This window comes from Paenibacillus sp. H1-7 (assembly GCF_022354825.1).
Classification (GTDB): Bacteria; Bacillota; Bacilli; order Paenibacillales; family NBRC-103111; genus Paenibacillus_S.
The window spans coordinates 6,199,906-6,220,464 of sequence record NZ_CP031168.1 but is presented as its reverse complement, the minus strand read 5'-3'; the positions used below and the strand labels follow the sequence as shown (position 1 = coordinate 6,220,464).

Sequence of the window (20,559 nt, the reverse complement as noted above, 5' to 3'; positions counted from 1 at the left end):
GTTTTTTTTACCACAATAGAATTTATAAGATTCCGAGGTCATCGGATGTAAAAATTCTATTTGGCGATAAAAACAACCTCTTAACGCGGTCGCTCCTCTGTGAAAGGACGTCGATAGACGTTTTTCTCATTGATAACTTCCGAGGCTGCAGGATGAGTGAAAAAGGACTTGACGACATGATCATCGCTCCTTCCACTTTCAACGCAAATCAAAAATGTTTGTTCCCTGGATGAAATGGGAATAATTACTTTGTATGTCCGTCCGCTGCATAAAAGGTATACAACAAGATGCGTGAGGAAGTGAACAGATGAAGTCGATTCTGAAATGGTTCAAGTCAACCAAGCCCAAGTCCAACCGGCTCCCCATTACGGTACCCGACCAGATTATGAAAAATAATACGGATATAACGGTTAACACCAATATGGAGGATTCGCTTACTTATATCGAAAAAATTCTTGGTGAGAACGACGATTTCGTCATTCGCCGGTTTAATGCATTCGGACGGCATAAAGCCGTTCTATGCTATTACTGCAATATGGTCGACCAATCGGCTGTGAACACGGACATTTTAAAGGCTCTCATGTACGTGCCTGCTCATTTAGACAGCAAAATAATAGAATTGCACGACCTGAAAGAAGTACTGATAAATGATGCTTTATACCATACCGAAGCCAAGCGGGAAAGCAAGCTGAACCATTTGATCGAAGGGCTTGTGCGCGGCCATACGGTAGTCATTGTGGACGGGTTGGACGAAGCGTTTATGATCGGCACCCGCAATATCGACAAACGGACGGTCGACCAGCCTGCTACGGAGATGGTGATCCGAGGACCGCGCGAAGGATTTATCGAGCTGCTCGGAACGAATATCGCCCTGCTGCGTTATCGGCTGCAGACCCCGGATTTTCGTATGCACACGATGGAGATCGGGAGGAGAACGAGATCCAAGGTCGCGATTTGTTTCGTGGAAGGGATTACGAAGCCGGAGCTCGTTCAGGAAGTGAAGAACCGGTTGTCCAAAATTGACATTAGCTCGGTGCTTGATTCTGGAATATTGGAGCAATACATAGAGGATAACCATCTGTCTCCATTCCCGCAGGTCCAATATACGGAGCGGCCGGATAAAGTCGTGTCCAATCTGCTTGAGGGACGGGTCGCCATCCTGGTCGACGGCTCGCCGATGGCGCTGGTTGTGCCAACCATCTTCAGCCAGCTGTATCAGACGGTGGAGGATTACAACGAACGGTTTCTGCTAATGAGCTCCATTCGGATGGCACGGCTCGTAGCTCTCATCTTTTCGTTAATCTTCCCGTCACTGTACGTAGCGATCATCTCCTTCAACCCGGAGCTGATTCCGACGGAGTTTGCGGTTGCGGTTGCCGGCGGAAGAGCGGGCGTGCCGTTCCCGGCCATCATCGAGGTTCTGATCATCGAAATCTCGATGGAAGTGCTGCGGGAAGCGACCATTCGGCTGCCGCAGCAGGTCGGAGGCGCCTTGTCCATCGTCGGCGTTCTTGTCATCGGGCAAGCGGCGGTTTCGGCTGGCTTTGCCAGCCCCATTACAATTGTTATCATCGCCTTGACGACGATCGGCTCGTTCGCCACGCCGGCCTACAATGCCGCGCTGGCATTAAGGCTGCTGAGGTTTCCGCTTATAGTGCTGGGAGGCATCTTCGGTCTTTACGGCATTATGATCGGATTGATCCTTATCGCCAACCATCTGCTTTCTTTGAAATCGTTCGGTGTACCTTACTTAAGCCCGCTAGTTCCAGGCAACTTTGAAGGAATGAAGGATCTTTTGTTCCGAAGCCCGATGTGGTTTTTTAAGAAAAGACCTTCCATACTGCAAACGATCGACGATACCCCCCTAAATCCGAATACTATGGATGAACTGAAAAGTACGACTGAAAATGTGCTGGATCCTTTGAACTATAAAGAAAAGGGGCGGTAACCGTGTATTCTCGTCAAATCACCATGATTCAAGCAACCACGATACTGGTCAGCACGATCATCGGAGTCGGGATTTTGCCCTTGCCTCTCTTTGCCGTTCGCGACGTGGGGTCCGGTGCTCCCATGGTTACTTTAGCCGGCACCTCGCTGGCTTTTATCGGCTTGTGGCTCATTACAGTCCTCGGGATGCGATTTCCCGACAAATCGATCGTTGAATATAGTGCCGAAATCATAGGCAAATGGCCTGCAGCCATAGGGAGTGTTTGCATTATCATCTTCTTTGCAGTGCTCAGCTCCCTGACGGCCCGGGAATTCGGAGAAGTGGTCATTACATCCGTATTGAAACGGACTCCGCTCGAAGTGACGGTGTTCGTCATGCTGCTTCTCTCTGCTATCTCGACCCGCCATGATATGAGAACGTTCGCCTATATTCATAACTTTTATGTTCCCCTGCTGCTCATCCCTGCGTTGCTGATTGTAGCCTTGTCTTTGAAGAACGCCGACGTCATCAATCTGCTGCCGGTATGGGGAACCCCGTCCGGTAAAATGTTCCGCAGCGTATTTACCGTCGCCGCTCTCTTTCAGGCTTCTTTCGTAATGACTATCGTCATACCGGCCATGCGGCAAAGCCGTCTCGCAATGAAAGCCAGCATTTGGTCAATGATCATTTCGGGGATGCTGTACATTACGATCGTTACTGCGACGATCGGGGTATTTGGAGCGGAGGAGACGAAGCTGCTGCTATGGCCGACGCTGGAGCTCGCTAAAACGACCTCGCTGCCCGCCAATATTTTGGAACGGCTGGACGCGGCGTTTCTCGGTGTTTGGGTTACGGCGGTTTTCACTACGCTGTTTTCCACTTATTATTTTACCATTCGCGCCCTGAGCAATTTGTTCCATTTACGCGACCACAAAATGTTTTCTTTCTCGGTACTGCCATTTGTTTTCATTTTGGCGATGCTGCCGGAAAGCATATTGCATATGTACGAAATCATCCAGGATGTAGGTCGAATCGGTCTCGTCATTACTATTTTTTATCCGGCCTTGCTTCTGGTGATTGCCATGATCCGGAAGAAGAGGGGGGATCGGGGTGGGGACAAGACGATGGATCCGAAGTCTTAAATGGCTGATTGTCCTATCGCTTTTCGTACCCCTGTTGACCGGGTGCTGGGATCGGCTGGAGATTGAGGACCGTGCCATTGTGCTGGGGGTATCGATTGATGAAGCAGGACCGGAAGCCGAGAAGAAGGAGGATGAGATTTCCCATCTTCACGAAAAGTTTCCCGCCCCTAACAAGGGAATGATTAGGGTAGCGGTACAGATTGCGCTGCCCGGCAAAATACCTCTCGGACCCGGCGAGAGCGGAGCGGCCGGAAAAAGCTCGGCAGAAACGGTTTGGGTTATCGAGGTCGTGGGGCATACGATTGACGATGCGGTGATGAATCTGCAGCAGCAAATATCGTCAAGACTGTTTTTCGGGCATTTGCGCGTTATTGTCGTATCCGAGAAAATAGCGCGGAGAGGATTACAGAACTTGAACGATTATTTTCGCCGTAATCCGGAAGTACGCAGAACCGCATGGATGGTCGTTTCCAAAGGAAAGGCGGAGCCGTTTCTCAGAGCCGCCCCCAAGCTGGAGCGGGTGCCGACGTTATATTTGCTTTCCACGTTGGACGATGCGGTGAAGCAAGGCAAGCTTCCTAACGACTTTCTTGGCATTTATTGGAGTAACGAGTCCAAGAAGGGGCAGGATGCATTCCTGCCTTACATCGAGCTGATGAAGGAGCAGAATGTGGAGCTGAAGGGAATCGCCTATTTTAAAAATTCCAAAATGGTAGATTCGACGGAGCCGTTTGAAATTGCCGCCTACATGGGGATTAAGGGCTTGAACCCTGCGGGATATCGAGGTTTTATCAGCCTGGATGAAGACCCCTCCAAGACGGTTACGATCTTTGCGACACACCGGATGTCTCGATTTGAGGTCAAAATAGTGAATGACCTTCCCCATTTTACCGTTCATATCTTCACCGAAACGAACCTCGAGGAAAAATTGAGTGAGAGTGTGCTCACCAACAGCTCGAAGGTCTTGAACAAGATCGAAGAAGAGAACAAGAAGTCTCTTGTCAAAACCTGCACGGGGCTGTTCAAAAAGACACAGAAATCAGGCTCCGATATTTTTGGATTCGGAGAATATGTCAGGGCATTACAGCCGCGGTTTTGGAACGATCAAGTAAAGACGAAGGAAAAATGGCAAGCAATGTATCCGCATATCGAAGTTGAATTTGTTGTCAATACTGAAGTAAGAAGGGTCGGAATGAAAGCGAGATAATGCAACGCGGAGGATCTTACCCGAAAGGAGCTGCAAGGATGGTCGGCGCTTTTTCCAGTTATTTTACTTATTCGGTCCCCTTGCTGCTATTGACTGGGGCCTACGTGCTGCTGATTGATGTCAAAGGATACCGGATGTCCTCTATGCCCAAAGAAATGAAGGTGGCTCGTATGGTCGGCTGGCTGAACCTTGTTCTCGGGGCCCTGCTTTTCATCGGGAAATGGTTTCTCTTTAAGTGGGGATGGTAGTCTGTCGAATCGGTTCGACGACCGGCCATAAGTGGTAGTAAGTATTGAAGCGGAAAGGGTGCCCGGGTGATGGCAATGGAGAAAGTCAAGGTTACGGCACTGCTTGTTTGCATCGGACTCCAACTCGGCGGCTGTGCGGAAGCTAAGCTGGAAGAAGAAAGCCTGGTGAAGCAAGAATACGGAAAAGCACCGGTTGTTGCAGTGGACGCTTCCGTTGACGGTCAAATGAAAATTGCCGAAGGCGGACATTCGATCCGCGCCCTTTCGGGTACGGAATGGACACAGGTCGTCTTGCTAGGCGAGGCTTTCGTCTCCCGCAACGGGCTGCCTGCCGGGAGCAGGCGGGGCTCTGGAGTGATCCCGGCTGAAGAACGGCCTGTCGTAGCTCTTGTTCAAGGGGAAGCGGGAGCGATGCTTCGCGATACAGGGGCCATGGGACAATGGATCCCGGAATTACACAGGCTGGACGGCTTGCTGAAGCCGTTTCATAAGGGCGGGACGGGACGTTGGAGAGACAACGTAATCCCGCTTGTGATTCCGCCGGATGGGAAGGGCGCGAGCATGCGCATAAGCTCCGTTGTGATGAGAGGCAGGGAGCCGGCGGCTGCTTTGACGGAGGAGGAGCTTAGGCTGCTGGCATGCCTCGGCGGGTATGGAGCCGGTTCCTATCCTTCCGATCGGACAGGACAGCGTCTTGGCAGCGATTCAGGAGGGCAAGCTCCAGCCGGATCAAGAGCTATGAGCTGCCGTACACGGTGGAGCGGCAATGGAGAATTGAACAAGCCGCTGCTTAAAGCGCAGGTTACCGTATGGAATTATGGCGGTGACGGGACGGTTCGTGGCGCCTCGGCGGCGGAGGAGCTGGAACGGGGGATGGTCGCCCTGCTGCAGCGTCTTCAGGAGCAAAGAGTGGATCCGCTCGATATCGGTCGGGAAATTCGCAACCGGTATCGCGGGGTTTGGACCGTGGAGAGATGGAGAGAAGCTTTTCAGAGAGCGGAGATTGCGATTGACGTTCGGTTGGGATAATTTGCAGCTTGATGCAGACACGATTGCATAGGATGTTATGAAAAAAGGACCTCTCCGCAGGCAGCTTGCAGCTGCTCTTGCGGCAGGTCCTTTTTTGCAGCTTGAGGGGGCGAACACAGCGCAGTCATTCCGCCTGCAGGTTCGCTTCCTTCTCGGCTTGCTTGCGATGTGCAATGCGGCTGCTGGCCGCGGCTGCGATGGCTCCTACGATATCGTCCAGGAAGGTGTGCTTGCGCTCCCCGTTTTTATCGTTGAGCATTTTCAGAATGCCCGGCTTCAATTTGTCGATATAGCCGAAGTTGGTAAAACCGATGCTGCCGTATACATTCACTATAGAGAGGGCCAGCACTTCATCGCAGCCGTACAGCCCTTCGTCGTTTTCGATCATTTCCTGAAGCGGCGGAAGCAGCTTGCCCTGCTCGGCAAGGATGTCGAGTTGAATGCCTGTCAGCATCGCATTTTGCACTTCCCTTTTGGCAATAACGCTTTCCACGCTTTCTATACATTGCTCCATCGTCAGGCAGCTGAAATAATCCTTTTGCAGAAAATAAGTCAGCTCTGCAATATCCTCCAGCTTAACTCCTCTTTGCGAGAGCCAATCCCTAGCGGCCGAGGCGACTTTTTTGGAATCCAAATTGTACGGCATCTGATAAACCTCCTCATGGTTGGAAGAAAGCCTTGATATGTAGGCTTGTTCGAAATCGTGCTGGCATAAGTGCTGAAACTAGTGTTTACTGTGCCGCCTGGCCTGATACATAGCCTCGTGCCCGGCTTGCTGCTGCAGAGCTTCACCTGGCTTCAAACGATGTATCAATGGGTTAAGCGCGCAGTGAATTTATTCTATCACAGAAATGCAATCATTTTCCAAAAAAAATAAAGCCGGACCGCTTGCGAATATGGGACAAATTGTTGTCATAAAACTTGTCTGCACCTCGTATAGTTGGATTAAAGAGACAGGACAAACAACCCCCATTTCAAGGAGGAATCATCCATGAAACAGTACAGATGGACGCGGTGGGCGGCAGTGACAGGCATCGTTGTTCTGCTGACCTCGGGCTGCTCGGTTTTGGGAACGAAGGAACAGTCGCAATCGATCGATCCTCCGCCGACAGGAGCCGATGCTAGCTCCAATACGGCCAAGCCCGTAACGGCACCCGTTGTCCAGAACCCGTCGTCGGTCACGGTGTATGCGAAGGACGCGAACGGATTTGTTGCCCCTATTTCATTGAATGTCGAGAAGTCGGTTGAGGTAGCCAAAAAGGCGCTGGAGGCCATGGTCGACGGCAACCCGGCCGCTCAGCAAATGCCTGCCGGGTTTACCGCTTTGATTTCCAAAGGCACCACCGTCAAAGGAATCAATATTATGAAAGACCAGAAGCTGGCCATTGTCGATTTCTCCTCTTCCTTCACCGATTACAACGTGCAGGACGAAAGGAAGATATTGGAAGCGATCACCTGGACCTTAACAGGATTTCCTTCGGTGGACAAGGTGCAAATCCGGGTGGAGGGTAAAGAGCTCAAAGAGATGCCGCAGGGCGGAACGCCTATGGATGAGCCGCTGTCCCGCATGATGGGAATTAATCTGGAGAAGCCCGATGGTGTCGAATACGGCCAATCGACTCCGGTAACGCTCTACTTCCTTGGTCAAAATCAGGATAATTATAAATATTACGTCCCTGTGACGCGCCTGGTCAAACGGACCGATAACGTTGCTCAAGCTGTAATCGAGCAGCTCATCGCCGGTCCGGATCAGAAGAAAGGCCTTGCCGCCGTCATGACTCCCGGCTCCGAGCTGAAGCAGGTGAAGAAAGCGGATGATCTCATCACGGTGGACTTCTCCGACAAGGTGCTCGGCCCGGACAAGAAAGCACCGGCCGATGCATTGAGAGCCGTTGTGCTGTCGCTGACGGAAAATGCCGGTGCTGCCACGAAGGTGCAGATTACGGTGAATGGCGATACGAAAGTGGCTTCCAGCGACAGCCAGACGAATTACAGCAAGCCGGTCAGCCGTCCTTCAACGGTAAATCCGCAAAAAATGTAGCAACTCATCCAAGGGAGCTGATAAGCTCCCTTGTTTTATTGGAAGTCGGAGAGCCACTCTGGTACAATGGGAATGGTCAGAAATACCGGAAGAAACAGCCAATGAAACCGGAAACCATGATTCAGTCAGTGCGAAGGAGGCAGCAATATATGAGAAGCGACGGGAGACAGACGGCACAGACACGTCCTGTCCGCATTACAACCCACTATAATAAGCATGCCGAGGGCTCGGTGTTAATAGAGGTAGGAGATACGAAGGTCATATGTACGGCAACCGTAGAGGAACGTGTCCCGCCGTTTATGAAGGGCCAAGGCAAAGGATGGGTCACCGCCGAATATTCCATGCTTCCGCGGGCGACGCAAGTCCGTAACCAAAGGGAGTCGGCCAAAGGGAAGCTCGGCGGCCGTACGATGGAAATCCAGCGGCTCATCGGGCGAGCGCTCCGATCGGTCGTCCATTTGGAGGCTTTGGGCGAACGGTCCATCACTTTGGACTGCGACGTCATCCAAGCGGACGGAGGGACGCGCACCACATCCATTACCGGAGCTTTTGTTGCGATGGCCTTTGCCATCGATAAAATAGCGAAGGACAGAAATCTGCCCAAATATCCGATAGCGGATTTTCTCGGCTCGGTCAGCGTAGGGATCGTGAACGGAGAGGCTTGCCTCGACCTGAATTACGAGGAGGATTCCAAAGCGAAGGTCGACATGAACGTTGTGATGACCGGGGAAGGCAAGTTCGTCGAGGTTCAAGGAACCGGAGAGGAAGCGCCGTTCTCCCGAAGCGAGCTGGATGAGCTGCTGGCATTGGCCGAATCGGGTATCCGATCGATGATCAATGAGCAAATCGCCGTTCTCGGACCGGACATCACAGAACGAATCAGGAGAGCGTCGCATGCTGAATTTGGGGTCTGAGATCGTCATAGCTACACGCAATGCCGGTAAGGTGAAAGAATTTGAACCGATGTTCCGGCAGCAGGGCATCGCTGTTAAAAGCTTGCTCGACTACGACGGCATTCCCGACGTCGTCGAGGATGGAGAGACGTTCGCTGCCAACGCGCTTATTAAGGCGCGTACTATTGCGCTGAAGCTGGGAGTGGCCGTCGTGGCGGACGACTCGGGCTTATGCGTCGACCGGCTGAACGGGGAACCGGGCGTCTACTCGGCCCGGTACGCCGGGGAGCACGGCGACGATGAGGCGAACAACCGCAAGCTGCTGCAGGAGCTAGGCAAGCTGCCAGCACCCGAAGAGGGTACGGCCGAGCATAAGTACCAGTCATTGAGCACAGCCCGATTCGTATCCGCCCTTTGCCTGGTGGATCCGAATGGACGGATTGTGAGCGAAGTCGAAGGAACGTGCGAGGGGCATATTCTCTCGGAGGCGAGAGGGATTAACGGCTTCGGATACGATCCTTTATTTTATATTCCTTCACTCGGCCGCACGCTGGCTGAGCTTACGATTGAAGAGAAAAATGAAATCAGCCATCGCGGCAAGGCTATCCGGGCTCTATGGGAGGAGCTTACGCAGAAGTAACCGCCGACGGCAATACAAAAGGATCGATTCGTTGCGGCATGCGCGAGCAACGGTCGATCCTTGTTTTACCACAATAGAAATTATAACATTCCGAGGTCATCGGATGTAAAAATTCTATTTGGCGATAAAACCTACCTCTGAACGCGGTCGCTCATCATTGAAAGGCCGCGGTAGAGGTTTTTCTCACTGAAAGACAGTTCCATTCGGCGATAAAAATTACTTTGATTACGGGAGCTTGCCGGCTTATCGTACCGATACCTTGTAATGCCGCAGCCAAGTGTCCACCTGGGCTAAATAGGCGAACAGCTGCGGGCCGGTCATCAGCTGACCGAACCAGGGAAGGTTGAACTGATTGGCGTCGGCTTCCGCCAGAGCGCGTATTTTCGCTACATCGATGAATGGCAGCAGCGGAGAGCTGGAGTCGTTCAATATGTCGAGCACCCAAGTTTTTACGGCAGCCAGATAGCTTGGGTTGTGCGTTTTCGGATACGGGCTTTTCTTGCGTGTCAGCACGTCGTCAGGAAGCACGCCGCGCAGCGCCCGGCGCAAAATGCCTTTTTCCCGGTCGCCGGCCGTTTTGATCTCCCATGGAATGTTCCACACGTATTCGACGAGTCGATGGTCGCAGAATGGAACACGCACTTCGAGGCCAACCGCCATACTCATCCGGTCCTTGCGGTCGAGCAGCGTCGGCATGAAGCGGGTAATGTTCAGGTAGGACATTTCCCGCATCCGGTTCTGCTGTTGATCCTCTCCAGCAAGGCGAGGGACCTCGGACAGCGCCTGACGGTACCGTTCCTGTACATACTGCTCCGGTTTCACCCAGTTGACGAAGTCGGCAGACAGCAGATCGACCCGCTCCTTGGTCGCGAGAGACCATGGGAACGTATTGGCATTCAGCGCCTCCACGCGGTGAAACCATGGATAGCCTCCGAAGATTTCATCGGCCGCTTCGCCGGATATCGCTACGGTAGCATCCTTCTTTATCTCGCGGCAGAACAAGTACAGGGAGCCGTCGACATCGGCCATTCCCGGCAAGTCGCGGGCGTATACGACGGTTTTCAACGAGTCTACCAGCTCAGGGGTGTCAAATTCCAGAAAGTGGTGCTCGGAGCCGAGAAACTCCGTCATCCGCTTGATCCATGGGGCATCGGAGTTCGGCTGAAACGCATTGGCTTTAAAATGCTTGGCGTTGTCTACATAATCGATGGAATAAGTATGAATTGTGCCAAGCTGATTCTCCTTGTAATGATTCGCGGCGAAGGTAGTCAAAGCGCTGGAATCCAGTCCGCCTGACAGCAGCGTGCATATCGGTACGTCGGAGGCCAGCTGACGCTCCACTGTATCCTTCAGAAGTTCATGGATCGTCTGAGCCGTCGTATCGACGTCATCCTCATGAGGCTTGCTTTCGAGCCTCCAATAGGTCCGGATCTGGATGCCGTTGCGGTCCACGGTCATGCAGTGGCCCGGCTTCAGCTCCGACATGTTGCGGTATACGCCGTGACCCGGTGTACGGGCCGGTCCGACAGCGAATATTTCGGCCAGTCCTTCGCCGCTTATTTGTGCTGGGAAATCCGGATGTGCTAAAATTGCTTTTGGTTCGGACCCAAACAGCAGCCGTCCATCCGAATAAGAATAGAAGAGGGGTTTGACGCCGAGCCTGTCGCGAACAAGGTACAACGTTTGCTCGAGAGAATTCCATACGCCGAAGGCAAAGATACCGTTTAACCGGTCTACGCACGCGCGTCCCCATTCAATATACGAAACGAGCAATACTTCCGTATCGCAAGTCGTATGAAATTTGTGGCCGCGATGCTCCAGCTCTTTTTTCAATTCGGGCGCGTTATATAACTCCCCGTTATAGACGATGGTGTACGTGTTTTCTCCGTATTTGCGAACCATTGGCTGAGCTCCGTTTGCAGGGTCCATAACGCTCAAGCGTCTGTGCCCAAGTGCACAATGCTGCGTGATCCACGTACCGGAAGCGTCCGGGCCTCTGTTCGTCAACGTATCCGTCAAGCATTCCAAAACGGACGGATACTGGGTTAAATCTTTTTGCCAATCAATCCATCCCGTTATTCCGCACATGGCCTTCATCCTCTCCTGTTGTTAACCGTTCGTCAAGATGACAAGCATTTCGACAGCGACAGTATGATGATAAAGGTTATGCTTAGCAGAGGCATAAAATGTCTGTCCTCCAGGGAGGAAAAGATAGACAAATTCCAAATTACCGTATACACTACTCGTTAGCGGTCCAATACAAGAGTGATGCAGGATGAATAGAACAAGAGCGATTGTCCCACTCTAACCTTATGGCGGTTGGGAAGGGAAGAAGAAGTTTCAAAGCGACGCTTCTGTTTATCTTCTTGGCCAAACATGGCCGATGCGGTGCTACGGATATCGGGCTAAGGACGATTAATCATGAATGATGCCGGGAAAGCTGTAAAGCCGACCGAACCGATCAAGAAGAAGAGGTGGTCATACGTATGAAAAAAACGAAATTATCCAAGGCACAAACCCAATACAAAGAGGCCAAAGAGCACTTTGAGAAAGTGAACGAGGCTTTTCAAAATAAGCTCGCTACCGTTCAATTGCTTGGCGTTGTGAATCAGGAGAAAGTGGAGGAGCTCATCGAGCAAACCGGCCTTCATACGGCTCTTAACCGATTGGGCGCAGCGGAGAAGGCTCTGCTCGAATGGTCTCACGAAGCGATTCAGAGCGAGAAGGACTATTTGCAAAATAAGGAAGCCGTTGATAAAATGTACGCTTTTATCGATCAGGATCCGGGCATTAAAGCCAAATTGATTCAAGCGGCAATGAAAATTTACTAATTCGTGATAAAGCTTCCAATATATAGAACGAAATGAACAGCGTGAGGGACAAATCGCCCCTTGCGCTGTTTTTTTTGTCGTTTCATGGGAAAGCTATCCGCAGGAATAAAACACCGTATTAACCACAGGGGAGGAGGAAGGAGCATGTCCAGATCCATTAACGTGCTGCAGGCGACTATGATCATTATGGCAACCGTGGGATTGTTCGATCATGTCATCATCATTCCGATCCTGCTGGATATTGCCGGAAGAGACGCCTGGGTATCCGCCATTCTGGCCTTTTTTCCGTTCGCAGTCTGGATTTTCGTCATTCACTGGATCATGAAGCGAAGCGGTCAGCAACCCCTGCTCGAATGGATCCGGGACACGGCGGGAGGCACGGTTTCGGTACTATTCCGGATTTTGTTTTTCATCGCCTTTTTTCTGGTTGCTTTAATCACCGTCAAGGACACGGTCACATGGGCCACATCCTCCTATTTGCCGGAAACGCCGATGATAGCGCTGACTATGCTGCTCGTCTGCCTGTGTTATTTCTCCGCACGTTCGGGCATCTTGTCCATTGCGGTTACAAGCGGCGTCCTGCTTCCCTTTATTGTGCTGCTCGGCTTTTTCGTGATGAGCGCCAACATGGTGAACAAAGACTACAGCCGTTTGTTCCCCATTATGGAATACGGGACGATCCCGCTGCAGAAAGGGATACTTTATGCGGGTTCCGGCTTTATTGAGCTTATCGTCATCCTCCTGTTTCAGCATCACATCGGACCTAAGGTCAAGTGGTGGCAGCTGCTGGTGATCGGCGTTATCATTACAGGCTTGACGCTTGGACCGACGACCGGATCCTTGGCCGAATTCGGACCTGTGGAAGGAACGAAGCACCGTTACCCGGCTTTTGAACAATGGAAGCTGGTCGTTGTGCAAAAATATATCGAGCGCGTCGATTTTTTCTCCATATATCAATGGTTTGCCGGTGCGTTTACCCGCGTATCCCTTGCGATGTACCTATTGGCGGAGCTAAGCCCGTTCAAGGGAAAAACGAACAAGTCGCTGTTTTTGATGCTGCTGTCGGTTGTCCTCATTTTCATTACCGTACTGCCTGTCAGCGATATCACCTTTTATGACTGGCTGAAAAATATATATTTGCCGTATTCGCTTGCCGGATATTTGGCTATAACTTTGGGTTTGTGCATTGTGGCTATGCTCGCAAAGAAAAGGGGGACTTTCCGTGACAACCTGGAATGAACAAAAGCTTCACCAGCTGTTTTACCGCTGCGACGACGTCAAAATTCGATCGAATGGAGACAGGGAGCTGGTTCTCGTTTATTGCGAAGGCTTGTGCAGCAATGTCATGCTCAAAGAGCTTGCGATGAATAAATCGGACTCGAAGCAAAGCGCTCACCATCAAAAAGATGAATCGGGACCGATGGATCACAACAGCTTTCTGTACAGCCGCCTTCCGGACGACGTGTCGGATCAAGTGATAATCGATGAGGTGTTCAAGGGCAATTTGGTTATGCTCGATACCAAGGACGGGTCGTTGTACCAGTCGAATATGGCAAACCGTCCTGAGCGGAATCCGGAGGAATCGCAGACCGAATTGACGGTATACGGGCCGAGGGACAGCTTTATTGAGCAGCTGACGATCAACATTGCCCTTATACGCAAACGGATCAGCTCGAACACATTAAGCTGCGAAATGTACACGCTCGGCAGCAGAAGCAGAACAAGCGTGGCGCTGCTCTATTTAAACGATGTGCTCAATGAGGACATAGCGGATAATATCCGCGGGAAGCTTCAAGCTATTGACGTCGATTCCATTCTGAACATGGAGGAACTGAAGAACATCATACTCAAGCCTGGCCTCGGTTTTTTTCCTTTGGTCAATATAACGACGCGGGCGGATATGGTGGTCAATAGCTTGATGAGGGGCCGTTTTGTCATCCTGATGGACGGCATGCCGACGGCCATGTTAGCTCCCGTTAACATATCGTACATGATGTCTGCCGCCGAAGACGCCCATACGCCTCTTCTTCTTGTTTACATTGTGCGGGCGATGAGAAGTGCCGCACTGTTTATCACAATACTTCTTCCGGGCTTTTGGGTCGCTCTAACCTCGTATCATCAAGACCAGATCCCTTATCCTTTATTGGCTACCGTAGCGATGGCCACTGCAGGAACGCCGCTGTCCGGACCGCTGGAAGTGCTGCTCATGATCCTGTTGTTCCAGTTTTTCCTGGAGGCGGGGAGCCGGCTTCCATCCGCGCTAGGTCCATCCGTTTCCGTAGTCGGAGGGTTGATCATCGGAGACGCCATTATCAAAGCGGGACTGACCTCGCCGGCGACGCTGGTCGTGGCGGCCGTTTCCGCAACCGCCCAATTTACCCTTGTCACCGGCATGTTCGGCCTGTCCGTCGGCATTCTCCGAATCTATATTTACATCCTTTCTTCGTTTTTCGGGTTATTCGGCTTTTTTACCGGCGCCTTCTCCGTTTTGATTTATTTGTCGAACCTGAAATCGTTCGGGGTTCCTTATTTGGCTCCCTATTCGCCGTTTAATTGGAGGGATATTCGGTATGTGCTGTTTCATTTTCCGCGCGGCAAACATCAGCTGACACCGCGTCTGCTGCACACGCAAAAAGACAATTACGGACAGCGCGGAGGGGATGGGGATGAAGCGTAACCGGGCGTGCCTCTGCGTCCTTCTGGCTGCTATGATGCTATTAAGCGGCTGCTGGAACGTGAACGCTATCGATAATCTGGATTACGTCAATGCGATAGGAATCGACTATTTGGAGGATGAAAAGCAGTTCGTAGTATGCCTGCAGCTGCTCAGCTTCGAAAAGGCTGCCAAATCGGAGCAAGGAATCAAACCGGATCCGACGCCTGCATGGTTAGGAATCGGCAAAGGCAAGAGCTACAATGAAGCAATTGGGAAAATTACGGTCGAGTCGCAGCGAAGACTGTTCTGGGGTCATGTTACCGCGCTTGTGTTGGGTGACGGATTCTTGAACAAAGGGGAGATCAGCGAAACGCTGCAGACATTTTTTCGCTTCTATGAGCTTCGCTACACCATGTGGGTGTTCGGCACCAAAGACAAGCTGACGGATATTTTTACGGCAACGCCGAATTTTGAACGCTCCAGGCTTCGGATGCTGCTGCATACCCCGAAGGAAAATTTCAAGCAGCGCTCCTATATTGCCCCGCTCAGACTCAACGACTTCATGGCGGAGTATTACGAGCCTGTGCATACTCTGGCGCTGCCTTCAATAACGATCGGAACCGATATTTGGCATAAAAATGAAGAGCCCATCGAGTCGCTGCGTTACAACGGGATCTATTCTTTTTGGCAGCAGAAACAAACGGGATTTATTCCAATAGAGAAGATTAAAGGCATCCGCTGGATGGTGCCGCAGACCAATCGCGCCCCGGTTTCCATTGTGAAGGACGGCAAAAATGTTGCCGGCGCGCGGATGCGAAAGCCGAGAATTGCTGTCAAAGTTGCGGAAGCGGGAGGAAAGCCTCGTTTTGATGTCCACGTCATCGTGGAGGGGGCCATTACCGAGCTTGACGAGGGGGTTCCTTCCAAGGAGCTGATCAAACAGCTGCAGGATGCGATCGAGAAGGAGATAAGAGAAACGTATGCCACCGGACTGAAGTATCAGGCGGATCTGCTGGGACTGGGCAACCGGCTGTACGATAAAGGGGCGGACAAATACCGGCAGTTTGCCGATGAGAAGCTGTTTGTCCTGAAGCCGGACTCTCTTCGCGATGTGAAAGTCGAGGTGCAATTGACGACAGCGGGTAAGTACACTTACAAACAGTACAACAAAGACGAGCGCTGATTTTGCTTTCCTGCGCCGAATCAGGTACACTGACTTTCATACATATTGGATTGCCAGAAGTCGGTAAGGTGGTGTGCTTTTGACCGGAAAATCGCATGATAACGTCATTTTATTTCCTAAGACTGTCGATTATTACCAATTTGAATTAACGCGGATGCTGGAGAACGAACGATATGGCGAAGCCATTTCGCTGCTCCGCTTTTTGCTCACCTGCCGCAGCCAGGATGAGCGGGTCGAGGAAGAGTGGAATGCGCTGCTTCAGTGGCTGCAAACGATGTTTCCCGACGAGACGTTCGCTGATTTCGGAGCCGGATCAGATCCGGAGGACGAGTTGTCCGAGCGCGATATGCTGCGCGAAAAGCTGATCTTAAGGGAACGGGAGGACGGCAGCTACGCCGCTAAGCTGATGGAATCGTTAAAGGATGCCTCCTCGCTTGAGAAGCAGCTGCTTGCGCTTGATCAATTGGCATTAATGGAGCATCCCGAATTAAACGGCCAGCTGATCGACTGGATCAAATCCGGGGAGCAGCATCCGCTCATTCAGTACAAAACGCTCCAGACCTTAAAGCTGCGCGGCGTGCAGGGGCTCATCGAGCTTCATCGAAACGGCGAGTCCGTTCTTGTCGAAATTGAGGATACGCCGGCGGATTTCGACCAATTTCCCTCGATCATTAACGAAATTATCGAAAGAATCCAGCAGGTGAGCGAGACGAACCATCCCGCCTTGGCGTATTTTGCCCAGGAGACGTGGAACGAGTTTCTCGCCTTCATTTATGGGACCTATCAGTACCGGCAAATGCTTAGAATGGACCGCGACGCCATAGACGCATGGGCCGCGGCGCTTCATCTGGTCTTGCTCGAGCGCGTTTTCGACAGCGGCGATAAGGAAGAAATTCTTGAGCTGTACGGGATTACGAGCGAGCTGCTGTTTCAGTGGGAGCAGGCGTATCGCATTATGCAGCAATTTGCTTCTTCGACATTTAGCGGGGGATTTCAACGCTGATTTTAATTTTTAAACCAACTGAACTTGAAAACCCTATGGGTTATGTTATAATAGAGTGGTTATATTGGCGGACCGGGGACAAGCATGCCCCTTATTCGTCAGAACGTGAAAAATTGTGATGGATAATTTTTGGAGGGGAAAGCATAAAATGAAAGCAAGCTGGGAAAAAATAGAGAAGAACGTTGGAGTTCTTGATATTGAAGTGGAAGCGGATAAAGTTTCCGACGCGTTGGACAAAGCGTTTAAGAAAGTTGTAGCGAAAGTGAACGTACCGGGCTTCCGTAAAGGAAAAGTGCCTCGCCAGATCTTTGAATCCAAATTCGGCGTAGAGAGCTTGTATCAAGAAGCTCTTGACATTGTCGTTCCTGAAGCTTACGTTGAAGCGGTTGTGGAAACAGGCATTTCCCCTGTTGACCGTCCTGAAGTTGACGTTGAGCAATTCGGCAAAGGCCAAGTTTTGAAATTCAAAGCAAAAGTCGTTGTTAAGCCTGAAGTTGAGCTTGGCGAGTACAAAGGCATCGAGCTTGAGAAGCAAGACGCCGAAGTTACGGCTGAAGAAATTAACGAAGAGCTTGTAAAACTGCAACAGCGCCATGCTGAACTGGTACCGGTTGAAGAAGGCGCAGCGGAAAACGGCGACGTCGTATCGATCGACTTCGAAGGCTTTGTTGACGGCGTTGCATTCGAAGGCGGCCAAGCGGAGAAGTACTCCCTTGAACTTGGATCCGGCAGCTTCATCCCTGGCTTCGAAGAGCAAGTGGTTGGCTTGAACAAAGGCGATGACAAAGACATCACTGTCAACTTCCCTGAGAACTACCACTCCGAAGAGCTGAAAGGCAAAGAAGCGGTATTCAAAATTCATCTGCATGACATCAAGCGCAAAAACTTGCCTGCTCTTGACGACGAGTTCGCTAAAGACGTAAGCGAGTTCGAAACGCTGGAAGAGTTCAAGCAAGATTTGGGGAACAAGCTGAAAGAGCGCAAGGACTCCGAGATTCAGCGCAAGAAAGAAGCGGATATCGTTGAGAAAGTTGCAGCAGCTGCAAAGGTTGATATTCCTTCTGTAATGATCGACAACGAGTCCGAGCAAATGCTGAAGGAATTCGAAAACCGTCTTCGTACACAAGGCATGAACCTTGAAATGTACTACCAATTCACAGGTCAAAACGATGACGTGTTGAAAGAGCAAATGCGCGGCGACGCTGAGAAGCGCGTATTGAACAACCTTGTTCTTGAAGCCGTCGCTAAAGCGGAAAACCTTGATGCTTCCGAAGAAGAAGTCAATGCAGAGCTCGAAAACATGTCGAAAATGTACCAACGTTCCGCTGACGAGCTTCGTTCGATCTTGGCAGCTAACGGTAACCTGAACGACCTGAAGCATGATATCGCAGTTAAGAAAACAGTTGAATTTTTGCTTGCAAACAGCAAATAATTCCGTTACTGTATCCTATAAGAGTGAAGGCACGTGTTCTTATGCGTGCCTTTCTCTATAGGCGTCGATTCGGGATTCGATCCCCGGATAGCATAAGGATGGCAGTAATAAGTTGACTCTCACGGAGGTTCGAACTGGAACTCCTTACGAGGTACCGGATTCGGACACGCTTTACGGCAGCGATAGACAGCTGCGTAAAGGGTTTATTCCTCAGCCTGGCGGATCCAGGTTAGGCGGGAACGGGAGCGTTAACGAGTAATACATATCGCAGTGCCCGAATTACATATTGCTTTGGATGTACGGTCGTGTTTCGGAAGGCAGTGGCTTCCGGAATCGTTTCGTGTAGCGCTTTTCGATACATGAGGAGTGGAAATTCGCGAAATGATTTCAAACATGATACAATGGATATCGCAAGTCATTTTGGAGTAAAGGGGTTGGAACAATGGGTCTGATACCTATGGTAGTTGAGCAAGAAGGACGCGGGGAGCGCTCATATGACATTTATTCCCGCCTTTTGAAGGATCGCATTATCTTTATCGGCAGTGCCATTGACGATGATGTTGCCAACCTCGTTATTGCGCAGCTGCTGTTCTTGTCCGCGCAGGATTCCGAGAAGGATATTTCCCTGTACATCAACTCACCGGGCGGTTCCGTAACGGCCGGTATGGGTATATATGATACGATGCAGTTCATTAAGCCGGATGTTTCTACGATTTGCGTAGGCATGGCGGCGAGTATGGGCTCCCTGCTGTTAACTGCTGGAGCCAAGGGCAAGCGTTTTGCCTTGCCTAACAGCGAAGTGATGATTCACCAGCCGCTAGGCGGCGTCAGAGGTCAAGCGTCGGATATTAAAATTCATGCCGATTGGATTATCAAGACGAAGCAGAAATTGAATCAAATTTATGTGGAACGTACGGGACAGCCGCTGGAGAAGATCGAGCGGGATACGGACCGTGATAATTTCATGAGCGCTGAAGAAGCCAAAGAATACGGGCTTATCGATGCGGTTATCACTCGTAACGAATTGAATGGATAAGGAGTGATCCCATGTTTAAATTTAACGATGAAAAAGGTCAGCTTAAATGCTCGTTTTGCGGAAAATCCCAGGAGCAGGTCCGCAAGCTGGTAGCCGGCCCTGGTGTCTATATATGTGATGAGTGTATTGAGCTCTGTACGGAAATCGTTGAGGAAGAGTTGGGTCATGAGGAAGAGCTTGATCTGAAGGACGTACCGAAGCCGAAGGAAATCCGCGGTATTTTGGATCAATACGTCATCGGTCAAGACCAAGCGAAAAAATCGCTGTCTGTAGCGGTGTACAATCACTACAAACGGATTAATTCGCAGCAAGGGAAGCTGGAGGATGTCGAGCTTCAAAAGAGTAACATCGTCCTGCTGGGACCTACGGGAAGCGGGAAAACATTGCTCGCTCAAACGCTGGCCAAAATTTTGAACGTACCTTTCGCGATCGCCGACGCCACTTCTTTGACAGAAGCGGGTTATGTTGGTGAAGACGTTGAGAACATTTTGCTGAAGCTGATCCAAGCCGCGGATTACGACGTGGAAAAAGCGGAACGCGGAATCATCTATATCGATGAGATCGATAAAGTGGCGCGCAAATCCGAGAATCCTTCCATTACACGTGATGTATCGGGCGAAGGCGTTCAGCAGGCTCTGTTGAAAATTCTTGAAGGCACTGTAGCATCCGTACCTCCACAAGGCGGACGCAAGCATCCTCATCAAGAGTTTATTCAAATCGATACGACGAACATTCTGTTCATTTGCGGCGGAGCGTTCGACGGTTTGGAGCAAATCATCAAGCGCAGAATCGGTAAAAAGGTTATCGGCTTCGGTACAGACGGCAACAAAGCGGATCTGAAACCGGGCGAATACTTGTCGATGGTATTGCCGGAAGACTTGCTCAAGTTCGGTTTGATTCCTGAGTTCGTAGGCCGTCTGCCGGTTATCTCTACTTTGGAGCCGCTGGATGAAGCAGCATTGGTTCGCATCTTGACCGAACCGAAGAATGCTCTTGTCAAGCAGTACCAAAAGATGCTGGAGATGGATAACGTAACTCTCGATTTCAATCGCGAGGCTCTTGAGGAAATTGCGCGTGAAGCCATCAAACGCAATACCGGTGCACGCGGCTTGAGAGCGATCATCGAGAGCATCATGCTCGACGTGATGTACGAAGCGCCTTCCGCTACGGAGCTTTCGACTTGCACGGTAACGAAAGAAGCCATTCAAGCGAAAATTACTCCGGAGATTACAAGCAAGGGCGACGACAAATCCGTAAAGAAAAAAGAAGAGAGCGCATAACATAAATAAAC

General features: G+C 50.9%; 18 protein-coding genes. 16 read left to right on the top strand and 2 right to left on the bottom strand.

All coding sequences use genetic code 11. The features are described from left to right. Positions 1-307 precede the first annotated feature (307 nt). The 5 genes from DVH26_RS27505 to DVH26_RS27485 all read left to right on the top strand — a co-directional run bounded on the left by DVH26_RS27505 (position 308) and on the right by DVH26_RS27485 (position 5,553). Positions 308-1,948, top strand: a complete 1,641-nt coding sequence (locus DVH26_RS27505) for a spore germination protein (RefSeq protein ID WP_239627667.1) — start codon at positions 308-310, stop codon at positions 1,946-1,948. A gap of 23 nt (positions 1,949-1,971) precedes the next feature. Further along, positions 1,972-3,069, top strand: a complete 1,098-nt coding sequence (locus DVH26_RS27500; RefSeq protein WP_239635501.1) for a GerAB/ArcD/ProY family transporter — start codon at positions 1,972-1,974, stop codon at positions 3,067-3,069. Further along, positions 3,038-4,276 carry a Ger(x)C family spore germination protein gene (locus DVH26_RS27495; protein ID WP_239627664.1) on the top strand — a complete coding sequence of 413 codons (1,239 nt, stop codon included), beginning with the start codon at positions 3,038-3,040 and terminating at the stop codon, positions 4,274-4,276. Before DVH26_RS27500 ends, DVH26_RS27495 begins: the two co-directional genes overlap by 32 nt. A 38-nt stretch (positions 4,277-4,314) precedes the next feature. Next, positions 4,315-4,524: a CLC_0170 family protein gene (locus DVH26_RS27490; RefSeq protein ID WP_239627662.1), complete on the top strand. Its 210-nt coding sequence runs from the start codon at positions 4,315-4,317 to the stop codon at positions 4,522-4,524. A gap of 69 nt (positions 4,525-4,593) precedes the next feature. Continuing rightward, positions 4,594-5,553, top strand: coding sequence for a Ger(x)C family spore germination C-terminal domain-containing protein (locus tag DVH26_RS27485; RefSeq protein ID WP_239627660.1), 960 nt, complete (start codon positions 4,594-4,596; stop codon positions 5,551-5,553). Positions 5,554-5,677: 124 nt separating this feature from the next. Here the strand turns inward: DVH26_RS27485 and DVH26_RS27480 are convergent, their stop codons facing one another. Beyond that, entirely contained in the window at positions 5,678-6,199 is a 522-nt protein-coding gene (locus DVH26_RS27480; RefSeq protein WP_239627658.1) for a phosphatidylglycerophosphatase A family protein, read from the bottom strand. Between the two features lie 345 nt (positions 6,200-6,544). Between DVH26_RS27480 and DVH26_RS27475 the strand changes: the two genes are divergently transcribed. The 3 genes from DVH26_RS27475 to DVH26_RS27465 all read left to right on the top strand — a co-directional run bounded on the left by DVH26_RS27475 (position 6,545) and on the right by DVH26_RS27465 (position 9,127). Then, the gene (locus DVH26_RS27475) at positions 6,545-7,594 is read left to right on the top strand and encodes a GerMN domain-containing protein (RefSeq protein ID WP_239627656.1); all 1,050 of its coding nucleotides are present in this window, start codon (positions 6,545-6,547) and stop codon (positions 7,592-7,594) included. Positions 7,595-7,743: 149 nt separating this feature from the next. Continuing rightward, positions 7,744-8,508, top strand: coding sequence for a ribonuclease PH (rph, locus tag DVH26_RS27470; protein ID WP_239627654.1), 765 nt, complete (start codon positions 7,744-7,746; stop codon positions 8,506-8,508). Then, positions 8,489-9,127, top strand: coding sequence for an XTP/dITP diphosphatase (locus DVH26_RS27465; protein ID WP_239627652.1), 639 nt, complete (start codon positions 8,489-8,491; stop codon positions 9,125-9,127). Before rph ends, DVH26_RS27465 begins: the two co-directional genes overlap by 20 nt. A 243-nt stretch (positions 9,128-9,370) precedes the next feature. On the opposite strand, the gene asnB is transcribed toward DVH26_RS27465, so the two are convergent. After that, positions 9,371-11,215: an asparagine synthase (glutamine-hydrolyzing) gene (gene asnB, locus DVH26_RS27460; RefSeq protein WP_239627649.1), complete on the bottom strand. Its 1,845-nt coding sequence runs from the start codon at positions 11,213-11,215 to the stop codon at positions 9,371-9,373. Between the two features lie 398 nt (positions 11,216-11,613). Between asnB and DVH26_RS27455 the strand changes: the two genes are divergently transcribed. From DVH26_RS27455 to clpX, 8 genes are all read left to right on the top strand, one after another. Continuing rightward, on the top strand, positions 11,614-11,958 hold the full coding sequence (locus DVH26_RS27455) for a hypothetical protein (RefSeq protein WP_239627647.1): 345 nt from the start codon (positions 11,614-11,616) through the stop codon (positions 11,956-11,958). 144 nt (positions 11,959-12,102) lie between these two features. Continuing rightward, positions 12,103-13,197: a GerAB/ArcD/ProY family transporter gene (locus tag DVH26_RS27450; RefSeq protein WP_239627645.1), complete on the top strand. Its 1,095-nt coding sequence runs from the start codon at positions 12,103-12,105 to the stop codon at positions 13,195-13,197. Then, positions 13,181-14,635: a spore germination protein gene (locus tag DVH26_RS27445; RefSeq protein WP_239627643.1), complete on the top strand. Its 1,455-nt coding sequence runs from the start codon at positions 13,181-13,183 to the stop codon at positions 14,633-14,635. The genes DVH26_RS27450 and DVH26_RS27445 overlap by 17 nt, the downstream gene beginning before the upstream one ends. After that, positions 14,625-15,797, top strand: a complete 1,173-nt coding sequence (locus DVH26_RS27440; protein ID WP_239627641.1) for a Ger(x)C family spore germination protein — start codon at positions 14,625-14,627, stop codon at positions 15,795-15,797. Before DVH26_RS27445 ends, DVH26_RS27440 begins: the two co-directional genes overlap by 11 nt. Before the next feature lie 79 nt (positions 15,798-15,876). Next, complete coding sequence (locus DVH26_RS27435) at positions 15,877-16,800, top strand: hypothetical protein (RefSeq protein ID WP_239627639.1); 924 nt, start codon at positions 15,877-15,879, stop codon at positions 16,798-16,800. Positions 16,801-16,948: 148 nt separating this feature from the next. Next, positions 16,949-18,232 carry a trigger factor gene (tig, locus tag DVH26_RS27430; protein ID WP_239627637.1) on the top strand — a complete coding sequence of 428 codons (1,284 nt, stop codon included), beginning with the start codon at positions 16,949-16,951 and terminating at the stop codon, positions 18,230-18,232. Between the two features lie 442 nt (positions 18,233-18,674). Continuing rightward, entirely contained in the window at positions 18,675-19,268 is a 594-nt protein-coding gene (gene clpP, locus DVH26_RS27425) for an ATP-dependent Clp endopeptidase proteolytic subunit ClpP (protein ID WP_239627635.1), read from the top strand. Between the two features lie 11 nt (positions 19,269-19,279). Beyond that, complete coding sequence (gene clpX, locus DVH26_RS27420) at positions 19,280-20,548, top strand: ATP-dependent protease ATP-binding subunit ClpX (protein ID WP_239627633.1); 1,269 nt, start codon at positions 19,280-19,282, stop codon at positions 20,546-20,548. Positions 20,549-20,559 lie beyond the last annotated feature (11 nt).